The organism is Stenotrophomonas sp. KH_052 (assembly GCF_057838755.1).
On sequence record NZ_CM174475.1, the window covers coordinates 1,332,530 to 1,350,271 of the forward strand.

Consider the following 17,742-nt stretch of genomic DNA (forward strand, 5'->3'; position numbering starts at 1 on the left):
GGAACTCGGGATCAAGTTAACAGCCGCCTGTAGGCGCTATCTCACAACGCGATTGCCTAAATGCGTGGGCGGGACTAAAGTTCGTGGAGGGGGGGATGGCCAGACAAGTTGAGAAGGAGCGCCCAATGCCCATCAGGGCCGTGGTGTATGTCAGCGAGGCATCCGACGCGTTGCGCGGCGATCTGCTTGGCCTCCGGAGCGGCAAGCTCCAGGAGCTGGTCGACGACGCAACTCGATTTAACCGGGACGCAGGTGTCAGTGGGGTGCTCTTGTTCGACGGGACGCGCTTCGTCCAATACTTGGAGGGCCCCCCGGACGGGTTGGACGTGGTGTTCTCAAGGGTGCTCGGTGCTTCGAGCCATCACGACCTGATCGAGCTGCAAAGCGGGACGATCATGGATCGCCGCTTGCCTTATTGGCCTATGCGCTGGTTGCCTGTGGAAGTTAAAGAGCTGAGCGAGGTCGCAGTGGGCGACTGGACCGGTTTCAAGGTGCGGGGGGATGGAGAAGCGTTGAACGCAACGGCGATCGACCGGCTGCTGTTCCTAGTGAGCAGACGCGCACTGGTAGGAAGATGAACCAGTGGCGACCGCCTGGCCGCGCAAGGAATCCGCCCCCCTACGTGCAGCCCAAGTCTTCGTGGATCGCCGTAACAAGCTGTCGGAAGCGGTAAGGCTTCGGGAGAAATCGAACCGTCTCGGGCAGCTGCGAGCGTTGAAGGCCAGACGCGAGCATGACGCGGGCCTGGGGTTGAGCAACCGCGGCTTCCGCCGCGACCTCCAGCCCGTCGGCGCTGTCTGGCATGTTGAAGTCGGTCACTACCACCGCGAACCTGGCGTCGCCGCGCAGGAGGACGAGGGCCTCATCCCCGTTGCTGGCGGGAGTGACTTGGAAGCCCTGAGAGGTCAGAGCCTCTACGACGACGCTGCGGAGATCGTCTTCGTCTTCAACAAACAACACGTGGATCGGCATCTCAATGCTCTGGTGCGGGGAAGCAAAGGCTAACGCGGGTTCCCTTCCCAAGCTCGCTCTGGAGCTCGGTGAACCCGCCGGACTGGGCCGTGAAGCCAAACACTTGGCTCAAGCCCAGCCCGCTGCCCCTTCCAATGGGTTTGGTGGTGAAAAACGGTTCAAATACCCTGGCCTGCTGGTCCGCCTCAATCCCTGAACCGTCGTCTCGGATGCTCAGGCAGATGTAAGGTCTTTCACTGGTGTTGGGCAACGTAGGATCACGGGTTTGCCGCGCAGAGGCCGTGATGAGGATCGTTCCGCCCTTCGGCATGGCGTCGCGGCTGTTGCACACAAGGTTAAGGATTGCGGCCTCCAGCTGTGCCTTGTCCACCGACAGGGTCGGAAGGCCCCGGGAAACTTCGACGGTCAATGCGATCGCGTCGCCGGCGGAGCGGCGCAGCATCGCTTCGCATTCGGCCATCAAGGCGGCCAAGTCGACTGCCTCTGGCACCAAGGTTTGTCCCTTGCCGAAGGTCAGCAACTGCCGAGTCAGAAGGGCCCCGCGCTCGGCGGCCCGCTGCGCGGTATCGATGAGCTTGGCCACGCCTCCGTCTTTCACCCGCAGGCTGATGAGCTCCAGACAGTTGGCCACGATCGTCAACAGGTTGTTGAAATCATGGGCCAAGCCGAGCGTGAACTTCCCGATGGCCTCCATCTTCTGCGCCTGCAGGAGATCGCGCTGGGCTTGGAGCAGCTGCTCCTGCGCTTCGTGGCGCTGGGTGATGTCGCGGGTGATTTTGGCAAACCCCACCAGTTCCCCGTCTTCCCAGATGGGATCGATCACGACGCTGGCACGAAAGCGGGTCCCGTCCTGCCGCAATCGCCAGCCCTCGGCGACGTAGCGCCCTTCTAAGGCCGCGGTCCGCAGGTTTCGCTCTGGTAGGCCGGCTTGGGCCTCCTCGGGCAGGTAGAAGCGGGAAAAGTTGGTGCCGACCACGTCGGCAGCCTGGTAGCCCTTGATTCGTTGCCCACCCGGGTTCCAGGTCTGGATCACCCCGCTGGGGTCGAGCATGTAAAGGGCGTAGTCGGTGACGGAGTTCACCAGCAGGGCAAACTGCCGGCTCTCGTCCCTCAAATCGATTTTCGCTTTCGCAGGTTGGTTCATAGGTCATCCTCTCGGCAGGGCCACCGAAGGGCGACAGAGTGCGCAGTGTAGAAGAGCGACGGCCGTCATCCTTTTACGCCCTCTTCACAAATCGGGCGAGCCCTCGGGCCACACTGTTCAATCGTGGCACATCCACTCAGAGCGCTTGTAGGGAGAAAGTCATGGGATTGGACGGCAAAGCAGTAAGGGTTCTTCTTGTAGAGGACGAACCCACCCTCATGATGGTCTTGGAGCAGGCCATTGCCCAAGTCGGCTACGACGTCTCCAAGACGGCGGAAGACTTGCCCACAGCCTTGGCGTGCGCCAAGGAAGCCGCCTTCGATGTTGCGGTGCTGGACGTCAACTTAAACGGGGTCGAGTCTTACCCCGTGGCCGATCGCTTGGTCGAGTTGGGGGTGCCGTTCCTGTTTACGACCGGCCTTGGGGCCAGCCGGCTGCCCGAACGCTTCAAAGGCACGCCCTTCCTTGAAAAGCCGTTCCGCCTGAAAGAGATCGCCGCCGCCCTCCAGTCCCTTTGCCACGAACTGGAGGTTCACTGAGTTTCCGGGCCTTGGGCGCCGGTCGGGACCTTCGGGTCCCTTTTTTTATTTCAGCGGGGCCTCGACCTGCTGGTAGGTTCCCACAGTCTTGCTCATGCCCAGAATGTGGCCCTTCGCGGCCTTTAGCACTTCGTCCCGCGTCGCGCCGGCCTTCAGATCAAGCACGGTGTCCAAGGCCAACAGCTGGAAGTGGTAATGGTGCGGTGGATCGCCCACAGGCGGTTTGGGGCCGAAATAGCCCACCGATCCTCGGCTGTTCGCCCCCTGCAGCATTCCCTCCGGTTTCAGAAGCCGCGGATCGACCGGCAGGCCCTCGGGCAGCGATTGCTCGGTGGCTGGGATGTTGTAAGCGACCCAGTGAACGAAGGGTTTGACGTTGGCTGCATCCGGATCCTCCATGATCAGCGCATAGGACTTGGCACCAGGCATCGGGCTCCAAGAAAGAGCGGGCGATGCATCGTCGTGATACGCGCTGAAGCGGGGAGGCAATGCTTGGCCCGAGGAAAACGCCGGGGAGCGGAACTCGAACGTGGCGGCTTTGCCGATCCGATCCTTGGCCAACGGCACGCCCGAGCCTTGATTGACTTGGGCCATCAAGGGCCCGCTAGGCACTGCGGTCGCGGGGGAGGCGGACGCTTGGCCTGGGCCGTAAGTCACTCTGTAGATGACGCCGTTGGCATCGTCGCCGACCAAAAGTGCACCGCCCTTCGTCATCGCCAGACCGACGGGCCTTGCGATATGCGCCTGGCCGTTGTCGACCAGGAAGCCGGTCAAGAAGGGCTCAAACCCGACCGGCTTGCCGGCGTTGAAACGAACCCGCACCACCTCGTAGCCCGACGCAGGCTTGCGGTTCCAGGAACCGCGCATCGTCACGAAGGCGTCCCCCCGGTAAGCTGCCGGAAACTGCTGGCCGGTGTAGAACAGCATCTGCATGGGGGCCGCGTGGGCTGTGTAGCCGAGCACCATGGGCTCGCTTGTCGCCGCCCATTGCTGTTTGCTGATCTGCCCTGGCGGTGTGCTCTGGGGATTCACCCCGTCCTTGCCCCAGATGTGGGGCCAACCATACTTCTTTCCTTTCTGAATGCGGTTGAGCTCCTCGGGCTGCTCATCGTTGCCCAAGTAGTCGATGCCGTGATCCATCCCCCACAGCTCCCCCGTTTTGGAGTCCCAAGCAAAGCCGATGGTGTTCCGCAGGCCGCTGGCAAAGATGGACCGGCTCTTGCCATCCGGCGAGGACCTCAGCAGCGCCGCATGCTCGGGATTGGTCTCGTTGCACGCGTTACAGGACGAGCCCACGCTGATGTAGAGCATCTCATCAGGGCCAAAGGCCAGCGTGCGGTTGGGGTGCTGACCGCCATCGGGCAGGTCGTTGATGATCCGTTCCTCTGGACCCAACGTCCCGTCCGGGTGTATGGGGGCGCGATACACGTCGTTGGCCGTGGCGACATACAGCTGCCCGTTGGCGATGGCCAGCCCGTGCGCTCCTGGACGTGAGAAGACCACCTTCGGTTCGGCGTCCAAGGCTCCGTCTTCATTGGCATCCTCCAGCAACAGCACGTCGCCTTGATCTCGACGTGAGACATAAATCCGCCCATCTGGTCCCACGGCGATGATCCGGGGATTTTGAAGGCCTTGCGCCAAGGGACGCACTTGGAAGCCACTGGGCACCGTCAGGGCCTGAACGCGCTCGGGCGTCGCCTCCACCTTGGCGGGTTTGAACGTGTGGACGTTGGCTTGGACGTCGGTTCCGTCCCCCTGCTGAGCGAAGGCGAGGGAGGGGGCCAAGAAGACGAGCAAAAGCGCGGAACGGGTCATGAGGATGGCCTGGCGCTGAGGAGCGTTCAGCATGTGGCGGGAGCGGTCAATGGCCTGCGAATGCGTTGCATGCGCGCCGTTCACCACGAGGGCCATCGATCTCCAGGCCCACGCACCGCCGGTCTGAGATGCTCCGCCGTTCGCCAAGCCTTCACTCGGGGATCGCTTGATCCGCATCCCAGCCTCGATACGGTAAGGCTTCGCCCGACACGAGAGGAAGACATCCATGGCAGAGCTCAAAGAGAACCTGTTGGACTGGCTGCGCGACGCACACGCGATGGAACAGCAAGCCGAAACCATGCTGAAGGGGCAGGCTTCGCGGATCGAGCACTACCCAGTGCTGAAGGCGCGCATTGAAGAGCACATTCAGGAAACCATTGGCCAGCGCGAACGGCTGGAAGGGTGCATCAAGCGCTTGGGCGGCTCGCCGTCGACCCTCAAGGACGTGATGGGCAAGATGGCAGCCTTCGGTCAGGCCGTCGGCGGCATGACGGCCTCCGACGAGATCGTCAAAGGCGCGATGGCCGGTTACGTCTTCGAGCATTTCGAGATCGCCTCCTACACGGCCCTGATCGCCGCAGCGAAGACGGTGGGCGATGCAGAAACGGCCCGGATCTGCGAAGAAATCCTCGTGCAGGAAGAGGCGATGGCCGACTGGCTGGCGGCCCACCTGCCCGAGGTGACCGAAGAGTTCATGGTGCGCGACGCCACGCCGGGCGTCGAAGCCAAAAAGTAACCGCTGCGCCGCGCCGGCCGGGTTCACGCCCGGCCGACGCGGCCGGGCCTACAACGAAAGGCCCTAGGATTGGAGGCGGCTGGCATGCCCAGGCCCATCTGGAGTGGTTCGTTGTCCTTCGGGCTGCTCAACGTTCCGGTGTCCCTCATGTCCGGCGAGCGTCGCATGGATCTGAGCTTTCGCATGTTGGACGCACGAAACAAAAAGCCCATTCGCTACGAGCGGGTCAACGCCGAAACCGGCGAAGAAGTGCCTTGGAAGGACATCGTCAAAGCCTTTGAATACGACAAGGGCAGCTACGTCGTCATAGAGAAAGAAGACATCGCCGCGGCCGCCCCCGAGACGCACGAGTCCATCGACGTGGAGGCCTTTGTCGACGCCGAGAGCATCGGGCTGAGGTTCTTCGAAAAGCCCTACATCTTGGTGCCCGGCAAGAAGGCCGAAAAGGGCTATGTCCTGCTCCGAGAGACCCTGAAGGAAACCGGCAAGGTGGGCATCGCCAGGGTGGTCATCCGCACGCGCGAATACATTTGCGCGGTGATGCCCGAAGGCGATGCGTTGATCATGATCCTGCTTCGCTACCCGCAGGAGTTGGTGGCTCCGGACGAATACAAACTGCCGCAGGGGGGGGCGTCGGACTACCGGGTTGCGCCCAAAGAGCTCGAAATGGCCAAGCAGCTGATTGAGAGCATGACCTCTGAGTGGGAGCCGGACAGCTACCAGGACGAGTTCCGCGAGCGCCTGTCCGACATCATCAAGAAGCGGGTGAAGCAGGCCGGAGCCACGACCACCTTCGAGGAACCGGAACATCGCGAGGACTCGGCGACCAACGTGGTGGACTTCATGGCGCTGCTCCAGAAGAGCTTGGAAACCAACAAGCGCACCCCGGCGAAAGCAACGCCGGTGAAGACCGCCTCCAAGTCCTCCACCAAAGACAGCAAGCCTGCCAAGAAGGCCGCCATAAAGAAGGCCCCAGCAAAGAAAGCCGCAAAGAAAGCCCCCGCCAAGAAGGCTCTAAAGAGCGCCTGATCACCCAAGGAGAATCCCATGAGCGACGACAAGAAGAACACCGGCAGCCCGGACCGCGACCGCATCAACGTCAACGAAGACTACGAGCTGCAGTATTGGACCAAGGCGCTGGGCGTGTCGGTCGATCAGGTCCGGGCCGCTGTCAAAGCCGTTGGCCCCACCGCTGCGGCCGTTCGCAAGCACTTGGGCAAGTAACGTGGCGCCGTCATGTCCTTGGTCGAATACCGTCGCAAGCGCCGCTTTGACCAGACCAACGAGCCCGAGCCTGGCAAAGCGCTGCCGCAAGGGCAGCGCGCCATTTTCGTGGTCCAACTTCACCACGCCAGCCGCCGGCACTACGACTTCCGGCTGCAAATCGGCGACGCCCTGAAGAGTTGGGCCGTCCCCAAGGGCCCTAGCTACGACCCCAAGGTCAAACGGATGGCGGTCGAAGTGGAAGACCATCCCGTCGACTACGCTAGCTTCGAAGGCGAGATCCCCAAGGGGCAATACGGCGGTGGGCACGTGGCCCAGTTTGATCACGGCGTTTGGGCCACCCAAGGAGACCCAGAGGCACAACTTGCCAAGGGTCACCTGCGATTCGAGCTGTTCGGCACCAAGCTCAAAGGCGGGTGGCACTTGGTCCGGTCCGGCAAACCGGCCCGTCAGCCGCAGTGGCTGTTGTTCAAGGACGACGATGCGTATGCGAGCGATCTGGAAGCGGACGATCTGCTCGCCGATGTGTCGGCGGCCCCAACGGCAGACATCAGGAGGGCCGGCGGCGGTAAAGCCGACAAGAAGAAGCTCAAAGCCCTCCCTGCAAAGCGTGCGCGACGGAAGAACTGGGCCAAGAAGGCCTTGGCCCTGCCCAAAGCGAAAGAGGCGGCTCCGCCTTCCGGCCCCTTCGAGCCCCAGTTGGCCAAGCTGGGGGAGGCCCCGCCGCAGGGCGACCAATGGGTCCATGAGATCAAGTGGGACGGGTATCGGATCCTCGCAACGGTCGCCGATGGGGCCGTCCGGCTCTGGTCCCGCAACGCGTTGGAGTGGACCGACAAGATCCCCGAGATACGCGACGCCGTGGCGGAGTTGGGCCTTACCTCTGCTGCCTTGGATGGCGAACTCATCGCCGGATCGGGCACCAAGGAGGACTTCAACCTGCTCCAGGCGACATTGTCCGGGGAGCGGCAAGGCGCGCTGGCCTACGCGCTCTTCGACCTGCTCCACATCGATGGCGTGGACGTGGCCGCAGCACCTCTGTTGGAGCGCAAGGCGCTCCTGCAGGAGCTGCTGGCGGGCCAGGCCGGCCACTTGGCCTTCAGCTCTCACGTCCAAGGCGACGGCAACGAAGCCTACCGCCTGGCTGGCGAACAGCACTTTGAAGGCATCATTTCCAAGCGCGCCGATCGCGGCTACCACCCCGGCCGCAGCGACGACTGGCGCAAGACCAAGCAGCTGGCCAGCGACGAGTTCGCCGTGGTCGGTTACACGGCCCCCAAGGGCAGCCGCAGCGGCTTTGGCTCGCTTTTACTGGCCAAGCCCGACGCCAAACACGGTTGGCTCTACGTGGGCCGGGTGGGCACCGGGTTCTCCGACGCCTTGATCAAGGACGTGAGCAAGAGGATCCAAGGGGGAGGCAAGAAGCCGACGGCCTACGTGCCCACCGAGGACACCGATCTTCGCTCTGCCACGTGGTTCGAGCCGCGCTTCGTGGTGGAGGTGTTCTATCGCGGCATCGGGGGGCAGCAACTGCTGCGCCAAGCCTCCTTGAAAGCCGTGCGGGCCGACAAGGAAGTGAATGATTTGGCGGATTCGGATCGCGCCGCCCCGGCGAAACCGGCCCGTGGCAAACGGGCATCGGCGGCGTCTTCTGCCCGCAAGACCGCCGCAACGCCTCAAGTCGAACGCGTGCCCCCCAAACTGTCCTCCCCGAGCAAGGTCCTTTTCCCTGGCGACGGCTATACGAAGCAAGACGTTTGGGATTACTACTCGGCAGTGATGGATCACCTGCTGCCCGAGGTGATCAACCGGCCCTTGTCGATCATTCGCTGTCCCGCCGGCACTGGCAAGCCTTGCTTCTTCCAGAAGCACCACACCGCCGGGCTGGAGCTGGTGGACTCGGTCAAGCTGAAGGAGGACAGCGGCATCAACGCCCACTACCTCGTAGTGCGCGACGCGGCCAGCTTGCTGGAGCTGGTCCAGTTCAATGCCCTGGAGTTCCATCCGTGGGGAAGCCACGCGGAGGAGCCTGACCGTGCCGACCGGGTGGTATTCGATCTAGACCCCGGCCCAGATGTGCCTTTCGCGGAGGTAAAAAAGGCTGCCACTGATATCCGGAAGCTTCTGGCCCAACTAGAGCTGGAGTCCTTCCTGCGGGTATCCGGAGGCAAGGGCCTTCATGTCGTGGTGCCCTTGAATCCCGGGTGCGACTGGGACCTGACCAAGCGCTTCGCCAAAGGATTCGCCGACGCGTTGGCCCAGTCGGAACCTCAGCGGTTCTTGGCCACCGCCACCAAAGCCCTTCGAAACAAGCGGATCTTTGTCGACTACCTGCGTAACGGTCGAGGTGCCACCGCAGTGGCGTCGTATTCCCTGCGGGGTAGACCGGGCGCGCCTGTCGCGATGCCTCTGGCGTGGAGCGAGCTGCCAAACCTCAAACGGGCTGACGCGTTCACGATCAAGGACGTGCCGGGCAAGCTGAAACGTCGCCGCAAGGATCCCTGGGAGGGCATCGATGCGTTGAAGCAGAACTTGTCGAAATGGGCCCGAAACGACTAGCCGCTATCCCCGCGGTCGTGTCCGAGCGTAGACGGGAAGACGCGAGCGTCGTTGGCAGCTGCCGAGCACGTGATGAGCACGCGGGCTTGATGCCGGCTCCTGTCCAATGAGCCTCATGCAGTGCGATGCTCCCGCTCCGACCCCGGTGACCGTCTGGACCATCGGGCATTCCACTCGACCTTGGGACGAGTTCTTACACCTGCTGTTCGCACAAGGCATCTCGGCGATCGCGGACGTGCGTCGTTTCCCAGGATCGCGTCGTCACCCTTGGTTCGCATCCGAGCAGATGGCTAAAACGCTGCCAGCGCACGGCGTGGAGTATCTTTGGATTCCTGAACTGGGCGGGCGGCGCAAGGTGCAGCCGGATTCGCCCAATGGTGCGTGGGACAACGCCGCGTTTCAGGGCTACGCAGACCACATGGCGACCGCCGAGTTCGCCGGCGGGCTATCGAAGGTGCTTGCACTGGGGGGCGAACATCGGACCGCGCTGATGTGCGCGGAGGCACCGTGGTGGCGTTGCCACCGACGTCTCATCTCCGACCTGCTGACGCACCGGGGCCATGAGGTGCTGCACATCGTGTCCCACGCCGAACCCAAACCGCATCCGCTGAACCCGATGGCGCAGGCCGTCGGGCCAGCGCTTGTCTACCCACCGGCTCAGACGGAGCTGTTCTGAACCAACCAGTAGGGCGATCGCGTGTCGGGCCCGCCCGGCGCATTTTCTCCCTATCGAAGCTATGCGGACATGTCGGCTGCCTTGCAGTTGGCGCGCGCTTGCCGCACGGTGTTGTTGATAGACGACGGGCAGCCGCGCAACCCTGCCTGAATCGGCTTAGGCGGTCGTCCCTGGTCCCAGCTTCAGGTAATGGATCGGAGGCTGCCCCGTCAGAAAGTTGGCGTTCTCCTGAGGGATTCAGACTGGCTTTCGATCTTCATGTCTGCCATGAAGTAGTCTGGGATGGATGGTGAAGCGCAGGTTAGAAAACGATGCAAGGGGGAGGGGAGTGAGGAGTGCTCAGTATGATTCGCTTTGCAGCGCGCTCGATAGGATACATGGACGGCAAGCGCTGACGGATTTCGCCTCGGATTGGGGCCTCCACCGCAGTCCCAGCGAGGATGGCACAGTGGAGGTATGGAAAGGCGCGGCGATGGGGGCCGGCGTTGAGATCTTGTTGCTTCCGCCCGTGTCCGCTTCCAGCGACTGGGCCATCTCGACGCTGGTCACGGTCGGAGGCCGGGTCGAGCATGTCAGGCGACGTCCGTTTCGGATCTGACGAAGAGTGGCTGCTAAACGCCTACGACGGCCTTCCTTGGTGCAGCCAATACTGGGTCAGCAGGGAGGCGGCGCGCCGGTTCGCCGACGTCGACGCCAAGCCAGGACCTGTCCCACCACGGCCGTGAGCAGCAGCAGGGCATTGGTCACCACAAACACCGTTGACCCCAAAAGTGCACTGTAGGCGGTGAACAGGGTCGACGCGGTCATCTGACCGACAAACAGCCATTTGGAGACCGTTTCCGGATGGGGAGACTGCCACTGTTTGATCATTTGCCGGACCAACGTGGCTATCAACACGGCGGTTGCAGTCCAGCCAAGAACATCAGGATGCATGGCCGCTCACCCGTCCTTTGGGTCGTGGACAGTTGAACCGTCTTGGCCGTGCGCCGGGCGCTTATGAGGCTCCTCAATGATTTCCTTGTTGAGGATGCGAACCTCGCCCACCATCAGCAGGCGCATGTCGCGCACGATGTAGTCGGCCAACGCCTCATCGGTGATGTCATCACCGGCGATGTCCAGCCGGAAGCCTTGGCCCTGAATCCCGCCCCCGTTGCTGAAATCAATCTCGAAATCAAAGCACACCCGCTTCTCCATGTTGCCCTCTCCATCGGTGAGACTGGGCGGCACTGAAAGGCCGCTTACTACGCTTAGAAGGCGATCATCGGCGTAAGGAGGGCAGCCCACAACTGGCCCCATGCCCGGATCTGAGGGCAGGCTCACTGCCGTTCCCGCTTTCGGCGGTCGTAGAGTTTCATGTCCGCGCGATTGATGGTATCGGCCACCGATTCCGAGGGCCGACCAATGGCGCAACCGCCGGAAAAAGCGGATCGGTGCAGGTCAGCGTGGCCGAAATAGTGCGGCGGGCGTTGAACGATTTCTGACCGTGCCAGCACCCGTGGTGGTGCCCGTGTGCGACAAGATCCTGGCTTGCGGACACTACATCCACGGTCGCCAGTGGAAGCACCCGGAAACCCTCCGGGCCGTGTTTGAAAGTCGGCTCTACCTGCACCCGGCTGATCCGTCTGACGACACCGCAAGCGCTTGGAACTGGGTCAAGGCATGCTCGCCAGCGCAAGTGTGGACGCGCATGGGGGCTCCAACCCCAGCAGAGCTTGAGCGGGTCATACAGGCCGATACGAAGGCCCGAGATGCATTGCTTGCTCCGCGCTTGGAACTATCCGAGGAAGAAACGAGGCGATGCTTTGACGTTCGGTTGATCGCCGCACTGGCCATGACCGTCGCCCGGAAAGGATGGCCAGGGGCGCCATTGATGCATGGCGCGTATGGCCGCCACTGGATCATCGAATCGACCGCGAGAAAGAGGGAAGATATCCGTCTGCAGGACATCGGATTGCGTGTCTGGGCCGAGACGATGGCCATGAAGGCCAATCGCGCCACCCAGCAGGCTGCATCCGATAAGACACGGGGCTCCGAAGGGTTCTTGGTGACGCACGAGGTGGGGAGCTGCTGAAGCCGTTCCTGGGCGGGCGGTTTAAGAACGGCAACATCCACGTCATCTTCCACAAGCACGCCTTGCACCTGGTTGACCGCCTGAACGCCCGGATCGCGGGACCGCTGCCCAAGGCTTTGCCGGCGCCCGGTTGCCCCTGGACATTGCGGCATTGCATGGTGGAACGTGGAGGTGGGCACGGCCGGTCCCCTGAACCGCCAAGGGCTTGCTCCAGTGGCCGGCGGAAGGCATGCCCTCAGTGACTTTTGAGGGTGAAGCCCCGTGGCAGTCGCCACTGGAGAGCCGGGGTTGGGCCGTTGAGGGTTTACAGTAATCTCGCAAAACGGCAGGATCGGGGTTTGACCAAATCCAAGGGAAAACCGTGGCACTGACGCTCGAAGAAATCCGCAAGAAAAAGGCTGAAGCGGAGGCCTTGGTGGCCGAAATGGAAAAGGCCGAAGGCGACGCGCTGGCGGCCGAAGCCGGGGCCAGCTTTGCAGGAGTCTACGAGACCTTGCAGCAGTTTGCGCAGCATTACACGACGAAGCAGAAGAACGATCTGAAGGCGCTGCTTGAGCCACGCAAGGCGGTTTCTGCAAGCGCCGGCATCAGTCGCGCCCCGAAGTTCCAGATCCCGGACGGGACCACGTGGGCTGGCACCGGGCGGCAGCCCAAGGCATTCCTTGCGTGGGCCGAAACTGCTGAAGGCAAGGCGTGGAAGAAGAATAACCCGGACCAAGAATGGCCGGCGCACCCGTATAAGGCCTGACCGGCATTACAGCGTTGCAGATAGAGCCCCGGGAAACCGGGGCTTTTTTTGTGGGCGTTGAACCAATGACAGCCACGCTCAGGCTGGGGCGCAAGCCCCGGCCCCGAGCCTTTCTTCCCCGAAGGGGGCTCTTCAGGCGCGGCCCAAGCCGCGTTCTTTTGAGCTCTTGAAGACAAAAAGCAACGTCAAAAGTAGCATGGAGCAAAAGCGCTTTGGGAAAAAAGGCAGGTGGGGCCTCGGCTTCCGCCGGGCCCGGCGCTTGGCGGGAAATGTGCTGCGTTTCAAGTTTTCCATCGATCTGCGGCCCGTTTGGCGGTTTTGATACTTAGTCAATAAAACGTAGACGCAAAGTATTGCGATTTTTTGGGGGTGGCTTAGTTTGCGTGGGTAGCGAGGGAGCGCCCCCTCTTCAAAGGTTTTCGCATGATTGCTTACGTTATTGGCCGGTCCGGCTTACTTGCCCATGGTTATCGGGGGTTCTTCTAATGGCCCACCACCACGCCAGCCCCATCCAACTCCAGACGGGCGAGTGGGGCGCCCGGGTGCCCGCCCCGAACGTTCGGAACGGCGACAGGCTCACTGTGGTTGCCGGGAGCGGCAGCTCCTGGGAAGCCGTCGTTGTCGGCGTGGTTTGGCAAGGCCCGGAGGCCGCGATTTGCCAAACGGCTCGGGGGCTCATGCAGTGTGGGTGCTGCGGGGAAGTGGGGCAGAAAGGGGCCTACCCCTTCTCAACGTATCCGGCAGAAATGCAGCGTTGCGACGATTGCGCGGGTTCGGCATGAAGACGCCAGCAACGAGTCGCCGCAAACGCTTCTACGCATACCAGCGCCGCTCGGGTGGCCAGTGCTACTTCGACAAAGCCATGCACGCCCACCTCCAGCGGTATCCGCACACCATCGGCCATTACCAGCTCACACGCTTCCTGGGCACTTCCGCGTTGCTGACCGCTGAAGAAGCGGCCGCCCAAGGATGGATGGCCAAGCCGCACGGGAGCCCTGCATGACCAAACGCTACATTCTCCGCCCCCCAGAACGCTTGGTCGAAACCATCCACGAGACGTGGATTGACGCGCCCAGCAAAGCCGCGTTTCAAGCCTTGGCCGCCGCGCAAGGCCTGAGCATGCGCGCTGCACTGGCTCAACTCATCGAGCAACACGCCCAGATTCGAGAACCGTTTTCCCCTCGACGCCCGACGCCGTGGACCGGGGAGGGGTCGAAGGGGCGAGAGCGCTACAGGGCCGCGCTCCCCAGTGTGCAGCTGGGACTCCATGCCGTGACGGCCCTGCAGATTGACGCTAACCGGGCTGGGATTCGTCTGACCGAGGCCGTCCGCCAGCTGGTCTGGCTATGCATCCAAGCCAACGCCTGATCCCTCGGACGCCTTTTGCGGGCATGGGGCCAAGGACAGCCACGCGGAGGCTGGGGGAAGCCCTGGCCCACGTCCTAACCTCCCCGGAGGGGGCTTTTCAGGCGCGGCCCAGGCCGCGTTCTTTTGAGCTCTTGAAGAGAAAAAGGCAACGTCAAAAGTGGCATGAAGCAAAAGCGCATTGGGGAAAGGGCGGGTGGCCTCGGCTTCCGCCGGGCCCGACGCTGGGCTGGAAATGTGAGGTGTTTTAGGGTTTTTGTGTTTTCTGCTTTTTTCCGTCAGTTTTGTGTTTTAGTCATAAAAATGTAGGGTCAATCTATTGCGAAAAGTTGGTTTTCTTTTACTTTGAGATCAGAGAAGAGCGCCGATGCTCTTTAACCAAAGGGAACCCCATGTTGACGTTCTTTGCTTTTTGCCTCTTGGCTGGATTGGTCGCCGGATTGGCCATTGCTGATCGACTGGATGCGCTCTGATGAATACCCGCAGCCAAACCCAAGCGCCCGCCCGGTCCTCCACCCCTGGAGCCCTCCTGCGATTCCTGTTCGACGCCATGTCGGGCATGGGAGCGGCCAAGCTGGGATGGGAGATGGTGACCGACCCCAAGGCCAAGCTGTCGGACATTGCCATCGGCGTGTCGCTCTGCCTGGCTCCTGCAGCGATTGCGGCCACTTGGGCGCTTTGCCTGTTCGGCATCGCCCAACACCACCAGCTTTTTTGAAACCCGAACCCCTGACAACCACGGAGGACCTCGCTCGTGCGAAAACTTTTCAACAAACTGCTCAACATCGCCCTTTTTGGCATGGTTCTGTTCGCCCTGGACCAAGTCCCGGAACGCCTGGATCGCATGTCGCAAACCGCCCAGAACCTGGTTCAGCAGGTGGGCTACTCGGGCCCCATGCAGGGCATCCCCTCGGGCGTGCCAGACGGTTACGAGTTCTGATGACCCCCGCACCCTGGCCATCGTCGGAGCTCGTTCGCCTCGCATGGGCGGCACGCCGGGATCCTCTTGCCCGGCAGCACCTGCTTCAGGCGTTCCAAGAGGGGGCCGATTTCCATACCCCTCTGTCCAGCAGCGATCTGAACGACGACCTGTTTGCCGTCCCTGGGGATTGCTTGGCCGGGGTGGTGATTCGGGAAATGACGGGCGTCAAGGACGCCGAAGAGTGGCTGCACGCGTTTCTTCGCGCGCACGAGTTGCATCAAGCGCTGCCACCTGCTGTGGGAAGCGCTGGCAAGCGGCGCTTCTGATGAACGTGAGCACGCAGTAACGGGTGGTCAGGGCTACGCCTTGGGTTTCGCCGCGGTTTCCGCTCGCTTACCGAACTCCTTGCACCATTCGAGCATGTCTTGAACGTCCTTTAGCAGTTCGTCCGGACCCGGAAGCCAACTGGGGGTGTCGGTGGGTTGGGAGTGCTCGAATGCCGAATACTTCGTCATCATCCCGTCGATCAGTGCGCAGTCTGCTGGGGTGATTGCACTGAGCCGCTGTAGCTTGTTGAGCGTGTTGATCTCGCGCCGGTAGCGGTTGATGACGCCAGAACAAAGCTCGTCCTCTACAGAGCGCTCAACCAAGATTCGGAAGTTGCTGCAGGCGGCCTTCAGGGCAAGTTCTTTTAGTGGCGGATCAAGCTTCTTAAGCTGTCCGATGCTGCTGATCATTTGGTTCAAGCCGGATTGTGGCTTCAGAGAGAACGTATTGATCTGCGCCGGCATGCCGGTCCTGCTTCCATCGCGGGCGATCGATTCAACCGCGACCTTGACCGTAGGCTGATCGAGGTTGGCCCGCTGCTTGGCGGCACTCTGCAGTAGGACCATCAGTGACAATCGATGTGTGAACACGATCACCTGGCGATGCTCGGCCAGATCTACGAGGCGTTTGGCGACCGCCTCCTCAAAGCGCTGATCCAGGGAGGAGATGGGGTCGTCGAAGATCACGGGCATGCCCCGTTCAAGGCCCGTCGCGTCGGCCAGGAAGGCTGCCAACGCCACGATGCGTTGCTCACCCTCGCTCAGGATTTCACGATTCTTCTGGGCGCCTTGCGCGTCCTTCAGCTCAACGTAAAACGTGAACGCCCCTTTGCCTTGGGATCGATACGACATGCGGACAGGAAGCGAATGGCCCCCCAGCGCCCGCAACTCGGCATTGAAGCGGTCGCAATAGCCCTTGGCCAACTCCGACTCGCCAATGTCATTGCTTTTGGTCGTCAACTGGCTGGTTGAGGTGGACCGGACAGCGGCTTCCACCGTTCCCACGCGTTTGAGGCGGATCACGTCGGCCCATACCGCATCGCGCTGCTCCGACAGCCACTGTTGTGCTTTCAGCTCTGCTAGGCGGCTTTCCTTCTCCTTCCGTCCCGTCGGGTCCAGCAAGCCCGCCAGCGCGTCGCGATCAGCGCTAGTGGTCTTGACCTTCTGATCGTAGGCGTTGGTCCACACCGACCACTGCACTGCCGGAGCCGCCGTGGCCTCGGCCATGGCTTTCAATCTCGCATGGATGGCCTCAAACAGCTCAGTGGCTTGGGGGGCTTCCAAGCCAATAGCAGCGCACTGGGCCTGCCAGGCGACATCGGTGAGAGGACTGGGCAACGCTTTCTTCAGCGCCGTCAGCGCGTCTTCCGCGCTCTTAGCTTCTGTCTGCAGGGTGTCGTTGAGGTAGCTTTCAAAGCTGGCCAAGCGGGCCTTGCCGTCGTCTCCCAACGGTTGCTGGCAGAGGACACAACGGGATTCGTCCCCAACGTGGGGGAAAGGGTGGTCACGGTAGGCAAGACCTGTCGAATACGCCTTTGCAGCGTCCCAAAGGGTTCGCCACACGGCGTCTCCGACGCCTTTGAGCGGCAGCCCATTGAGGAAGGCCGTGGCATAGGCGGTGGCGGCCTGGCGCTTGACCTCTGCATTGCTGCGGGCATCCAAGAGGGCTTGGGCCTTCTCGCCGTTCAAGCTCTCCTTCAATGCCGAGATGCTTGTGGCCATCTGCGACAAGCGTTCTAGCTCTCCGACGGCCTTGGCGTGGGCCACTTCAGGGTTCGCCTGGGCCAGTGCGGTCTCCAGCGCCAAACGCTCATCGTTCAGTGCAGCGGGGAAGGCGCAACGCTGGTTAATATCCTCTTCGGTCAGTTTCGCCGTCAACTTCCGGAGGACCGTTGCAGCGCTGCTCTGCGCGTGCTCTTCCGGGATGATGGGCAGTTTGCTGGTGAGCTTGGCGGCGCGGGCCTTCAATCGGGTGGCGAGATCGTCTGAGATGTGGATGAGCATCCCGACGAACCGCATCGCCCGGGGAAGATGGGTGGCGGTGGTGGCGCTGTCTCCGAACTCCAGCGCTGTGGCTGAGTCGAAGACCGGGACCGCTTTCAACGTCGAATGGGCACCGTCGGATGCTTGCCAAGTGAGATCAGCAGACGATGTCGTGCCGTCGGATCGGGTCGCCGTGACTTTGATCAAGGCAGAGGCAGCATCGGGATTCTGCTTGAACACGTTGCCGTGGATAGATCCCTTGGCCCGCGCGCCACAAACGTGCTTCATCAAACGGGCGTAGCCCGATTTCCCGGCCCCGTTGGGTCCGTAGACCACGGTCATCTGGCCTTGGCTGAGGTCCAATGCCGCGTCCTCGCCAAGGGCATTGACGCCGCAGATGGAGGAGACCGAGTCGATGCGAAGCTCAGCGGCGGTGGGTGTCCCCAAGATGGTTCCCGGTGCCAACGCCGGGTGGGGAGCATCCAGCTTCTTGGCTGCCTCGGCCAGGCAGTGATCCGCCAGCGCCTCCATCTCCTCTTCGTTCGGCATGCGGCGGTGCTGGATCACCGTGGAAGCGGCCATGCGCAGCCAGCTTGGGCGGCCATTCAACCACTCTTCCAGAGTCGTAGGCGCAGCGGCCCCATTCTTGTTCGCCATCGGTC

The 17,742-nt window shown here is 62.2% G+C and carries 20 protein-coding genes; 14 read left to right on the forward strand and 6 right to left on the reverse strand.

What is annotated here, in order from left to right; genetic code table 11:
- The first annotated feature begins 125 nt into the window (after positions 1 to 125).
- Positions 126 to 578 (forward strand): BLUF domain-containing protein, encoded by a 453-nt coding sequence (locus AC3ITW_RS06085; RefSeq protein WP_024957533.1) that lies wholly within the window; start codon positions 126 to 128, stop codon positions 576 to 578.
- 40 nt (positions 579 to 618) lie between these two features.
- Here AC3ITW_RS06085 and AC3ITW_RS06090 read toward each other — a convergent pair whose 3' ends face one another.
- The gene (locus AC3ITW_RS06090; protein ID WP_489390148.1) at positions 619 to 972 is read right to left on the reverse strand and encodes a response regulator; all 354 of its coding nucleotides are present in this window, start codon (positions 970 to 972) and stop codon (positions 619 to 621) included.
- A gap of 1 nt (position 973) precedes the next feature.
- Entirely contained in the window at positions 974 to 2,116 is a 1,143-nt protein-coding gene (locus AC3ITW_RS06095) for a two-component system sensor histidine kinase NtrB (protein WP_046430692.1), read from the reverse strand.
- Positions 2,117 to 2,277: 161 nt separating this feature from the next.
- Here AC3ITW_RS06095 and AC3ITW_RS06100 point away from each other — a divergent pair, with 161 nt between their 5' ends.
- Complete coding sequence (locus AC3ITW_RS06100) at positions 2,278 to 2,655, forward strand: response regulator (RefSeq protein WP_033833396.1); 378 nt, start codon at positions 2,278 to 2,280, stop codon at positions 2,653 to 2,655.
- A 45-nt stretch (positions 2,656 to 2,700) separates the two neighbouring features.
- On the opposite strand, the gene AC3ITW_RS06105 is transcribed toward AC3ITW_RS06100, so the two are convergent.
- Positions 2,701 to 4,566, reverse strand: a complete 1,866-nt coding sequence (locus AC3ITW_RS06105; protein ID WP_197585899.1) for a YbhB/YbcL family Raf kinase inhibitor-like protein — start codon at positions 4,564 to 4,566, stop codon at positions 2,701 to 2,703.
- Between the two features lie 130 nt (positions 4,567 to 4,696).
- On the opposite strand from AC3ITW_RS06105, the gene AC3ITW_RS06110 reads away from it, so the two are divergent.
- The 5 genes from AC3ITW_RS06110 (at position 4,697) to AC3ITW_RS06130 (ending at position 9,665) form a co-directional block, all read left to right on the forward strand.
- The gene (locus tag AC3ITW_RS06110; RefSeq protein ID WP_024957537.1) at positions 4,697 to 5,206 is read left to right on the forward strand and encodes a ferritin-like domain-containing protein; all 510 of its coding nucleotides are present in this window, start codon (positions 4,697 to 4,699) and stop codon (positions 5,204 to 5,206) included.
- 84 nt (positions 5,207 to 5,290) lie between these two features.
- Positions 5,291 to 6,235, forward strand: coding sequence for a non-homologous end joining protein Ku (gene ku, locus AC3ITW_RS06115; protein ID WP_024957538.1), 945 nt, complete (start codon positions 5,291 to 5,293; stop codon positions 6,233 to 6,235).
- An 18-nt stretch (positions 6,236 to 6,253) separates the two neighbouring features.
- The gene (locus AC3ITW_RS06120; RefSeq protein WP_064485349.1) at positions 6,254 to 6,430 is read left to right on the forward strand and encodes a DUF3606 domain-containing protein; all 177 of its coding nucleotides are present in this window, start codon (positions 6,254 to 6,256) and stop codon (positions 6,428 to 6,430) included.
- Positions 6,431 to 6,442: 12 nt separating this feature from the next.
- Positions 6,443 to 8,989 (forward strand): DNA ligase D, encoded by a 2,547-nt coding sequence (gene ligD, locus AC3ITW_RS06125; protein WP_024957539.1) that lies wholly within the window; start codon positions 6,443 to 6,445, stop codon positions 8,987 to 8,989.
- A 106-nt stretch (positions 8,990 to 9,095) separates the two neighbouring features.
- Positions 9,096 to 9,665, forward strand: coding sequence for a DUF488 domain-containing protein (locus AC3ITW_RS06130; protein WP_024957540.1), 570 nt, complete (start codon positions 9,096 to 9,098; stop codon positions 9,663 to 9,665).
- A gap of 654 nt (positions 9,666 to 10,319) precedes the next feature.
- Here the strand turns inward: AC3ITW_RS06130 and AC3ITW_RS06135 are convergent.
- The gene (locus tag AC3ITW_RS06135) at positions 10,320 to 10,598 is read right to left on the reverse strand and encodes a membrane protein (RefSeq protein WP_024957542.1); all 279 of its coding nucleotides are present in this window, start codon (positions 10,596 to 10,598) and stop codon (positions 10,320 to 10,322) included.
- A 6-nt stretch (positions 10,599 to 10,604) separates the two neighbouring features.
- The gene (locus tag AC3ITW_RS06140) at positions 10,605 to 10,859 is read right to left on the reverse strand and encodes a hypothetical protein (protein ID WP_024957543.1); all 255 of its coding nucleotides are present in this window, start codon (positions 10,857 to 10,859) and stop codon (positions 10,605 to 10,607) included.
- 313 nt (positions 10,860 to 11,172) lie between these two features.
- Between AC3ITW_RS06140 and AC3ITW_RS06145 the strand changes: the two genes are divergently transcribed.
- The 7 genes from AC3ITW_RS06145 (at position 11,173) to AC3ITW_RS06175 (ending at position 15,097) form a co-directional block, all read left to right on the forward strand.
- Complete coding sequence (locus AC3ITW_RS06145; RefSeq protein WP_489390149.1) at positions 11,173 to 11,736, forward strand: hypothetical protein; 564 nt, start codon at positions 11,173 to 11,175, stop codon at positions 11,734 to 11,736.
- Positions 11,737 to 12,097: 361 nt separating this feature from the next.
- On the forward strand, positions 12,098 to 12,484 hold the full coding sequence (locus AC3ITW_RS06150) for an H-NS family nucleoid-associated regulatory protein (RefSeq protein ID WP_024957545.1): 387 nt from the start codon (positions 12,098 to 12,100) through the stop codon (positions 12,482 to 12,484).
- Positions 12,485 to 13,262: 778 nt separating this feature from the next.
- Positions 13,263 to 13,487 carry a hypothetical protein gene (locus tag AC3ITW_RS06155; protein WP_024957547.1) on the forward strand — a complete coding sequence of 75 codons (225 nt, stop codon included), beginning with the start codon at positions 13,263 to 13,265 and terminating at the stop codon, positions 13,485 to 13,487.
- Positions 13,484 to 13,852 carry a hypothetical protein gene (locus tag AC3ITW_RS06160; protein ID WP_024957548.1) on the forward strand — a complete coding sequence of 123 codons (369 nt, stop codon included), beginning with the start codon at positions 13,484 to 13,486 and terminating at the stop codon, positions 13,850 to 13,852. The genes AC3ITW_RS06155 and AC3ITW_RS06160 overlap by 4 nt, the downstream gene beginning before the upstream one ends.
- Positions 13,853 to 14,321: 469 nt before the next feature.
- The gene (locus AC3ITW_RS06165) at positions 14,322 to 14,567 is read left to right on the forward strand and encodes a hypothetical protein (RefSeq protein ID WP_024958712.1); all 246 of its coding nucleotides are present in this window, start codon (positions 14,322 to 14,324) and stop codon (positions 14,565 to 14,567) included.
- Between the two features lie 36 nt (positions 14,568 to 14,603).
- Positions 14,604 to 14,789, forward strand: a complete 186-nt coding sequence (locus AC3ITW_RS06170) for a hypothetical protein (RefSeq protein WP_008268538.1) — start codon at positions 14,604 to 14,606, stop codon at positions 14,787 to 14,789.
- On the forward strand, positions 14,789 to 15,097 hold the full coding sequence (locus AC3ITW_RS06175; RefSeq protein ID WP_024958711.1) for a hypothetical protein: 309 nt from the start codon (positions 14,789 to 14,791) through the stop codon (positions 15,095 to 15,097). The genes AC3ITW_RS06170 and AC3ITW_RS06175 overlap by 1 nt, the downstream gene beginning before the upstream one ends.
- A gap of 33 nt (positions 15,098 to 15,130) precedes the next feature.
- On the opposite strand, the gene AC3ITW_RS06180 is transcribed toward AC3ITW_RS06175, so the two are convergent.
- Positions 15,131 to 17,737 carry an AAA family ATPase gene (locus tag AC3ITW_RS06180; protein ID WP_230548558.1) on the reverse strand — a complete coding sequence of 869 codons (2,607 nt, stop codon included), beginning with the start codon at positions 17,735 to 17,737 and terminating at the stop codon, positions 15,131 to 15,133.
- Between the last annotated feature and the right edge of the window lie 5 nt (positions 17,738 to 17,742).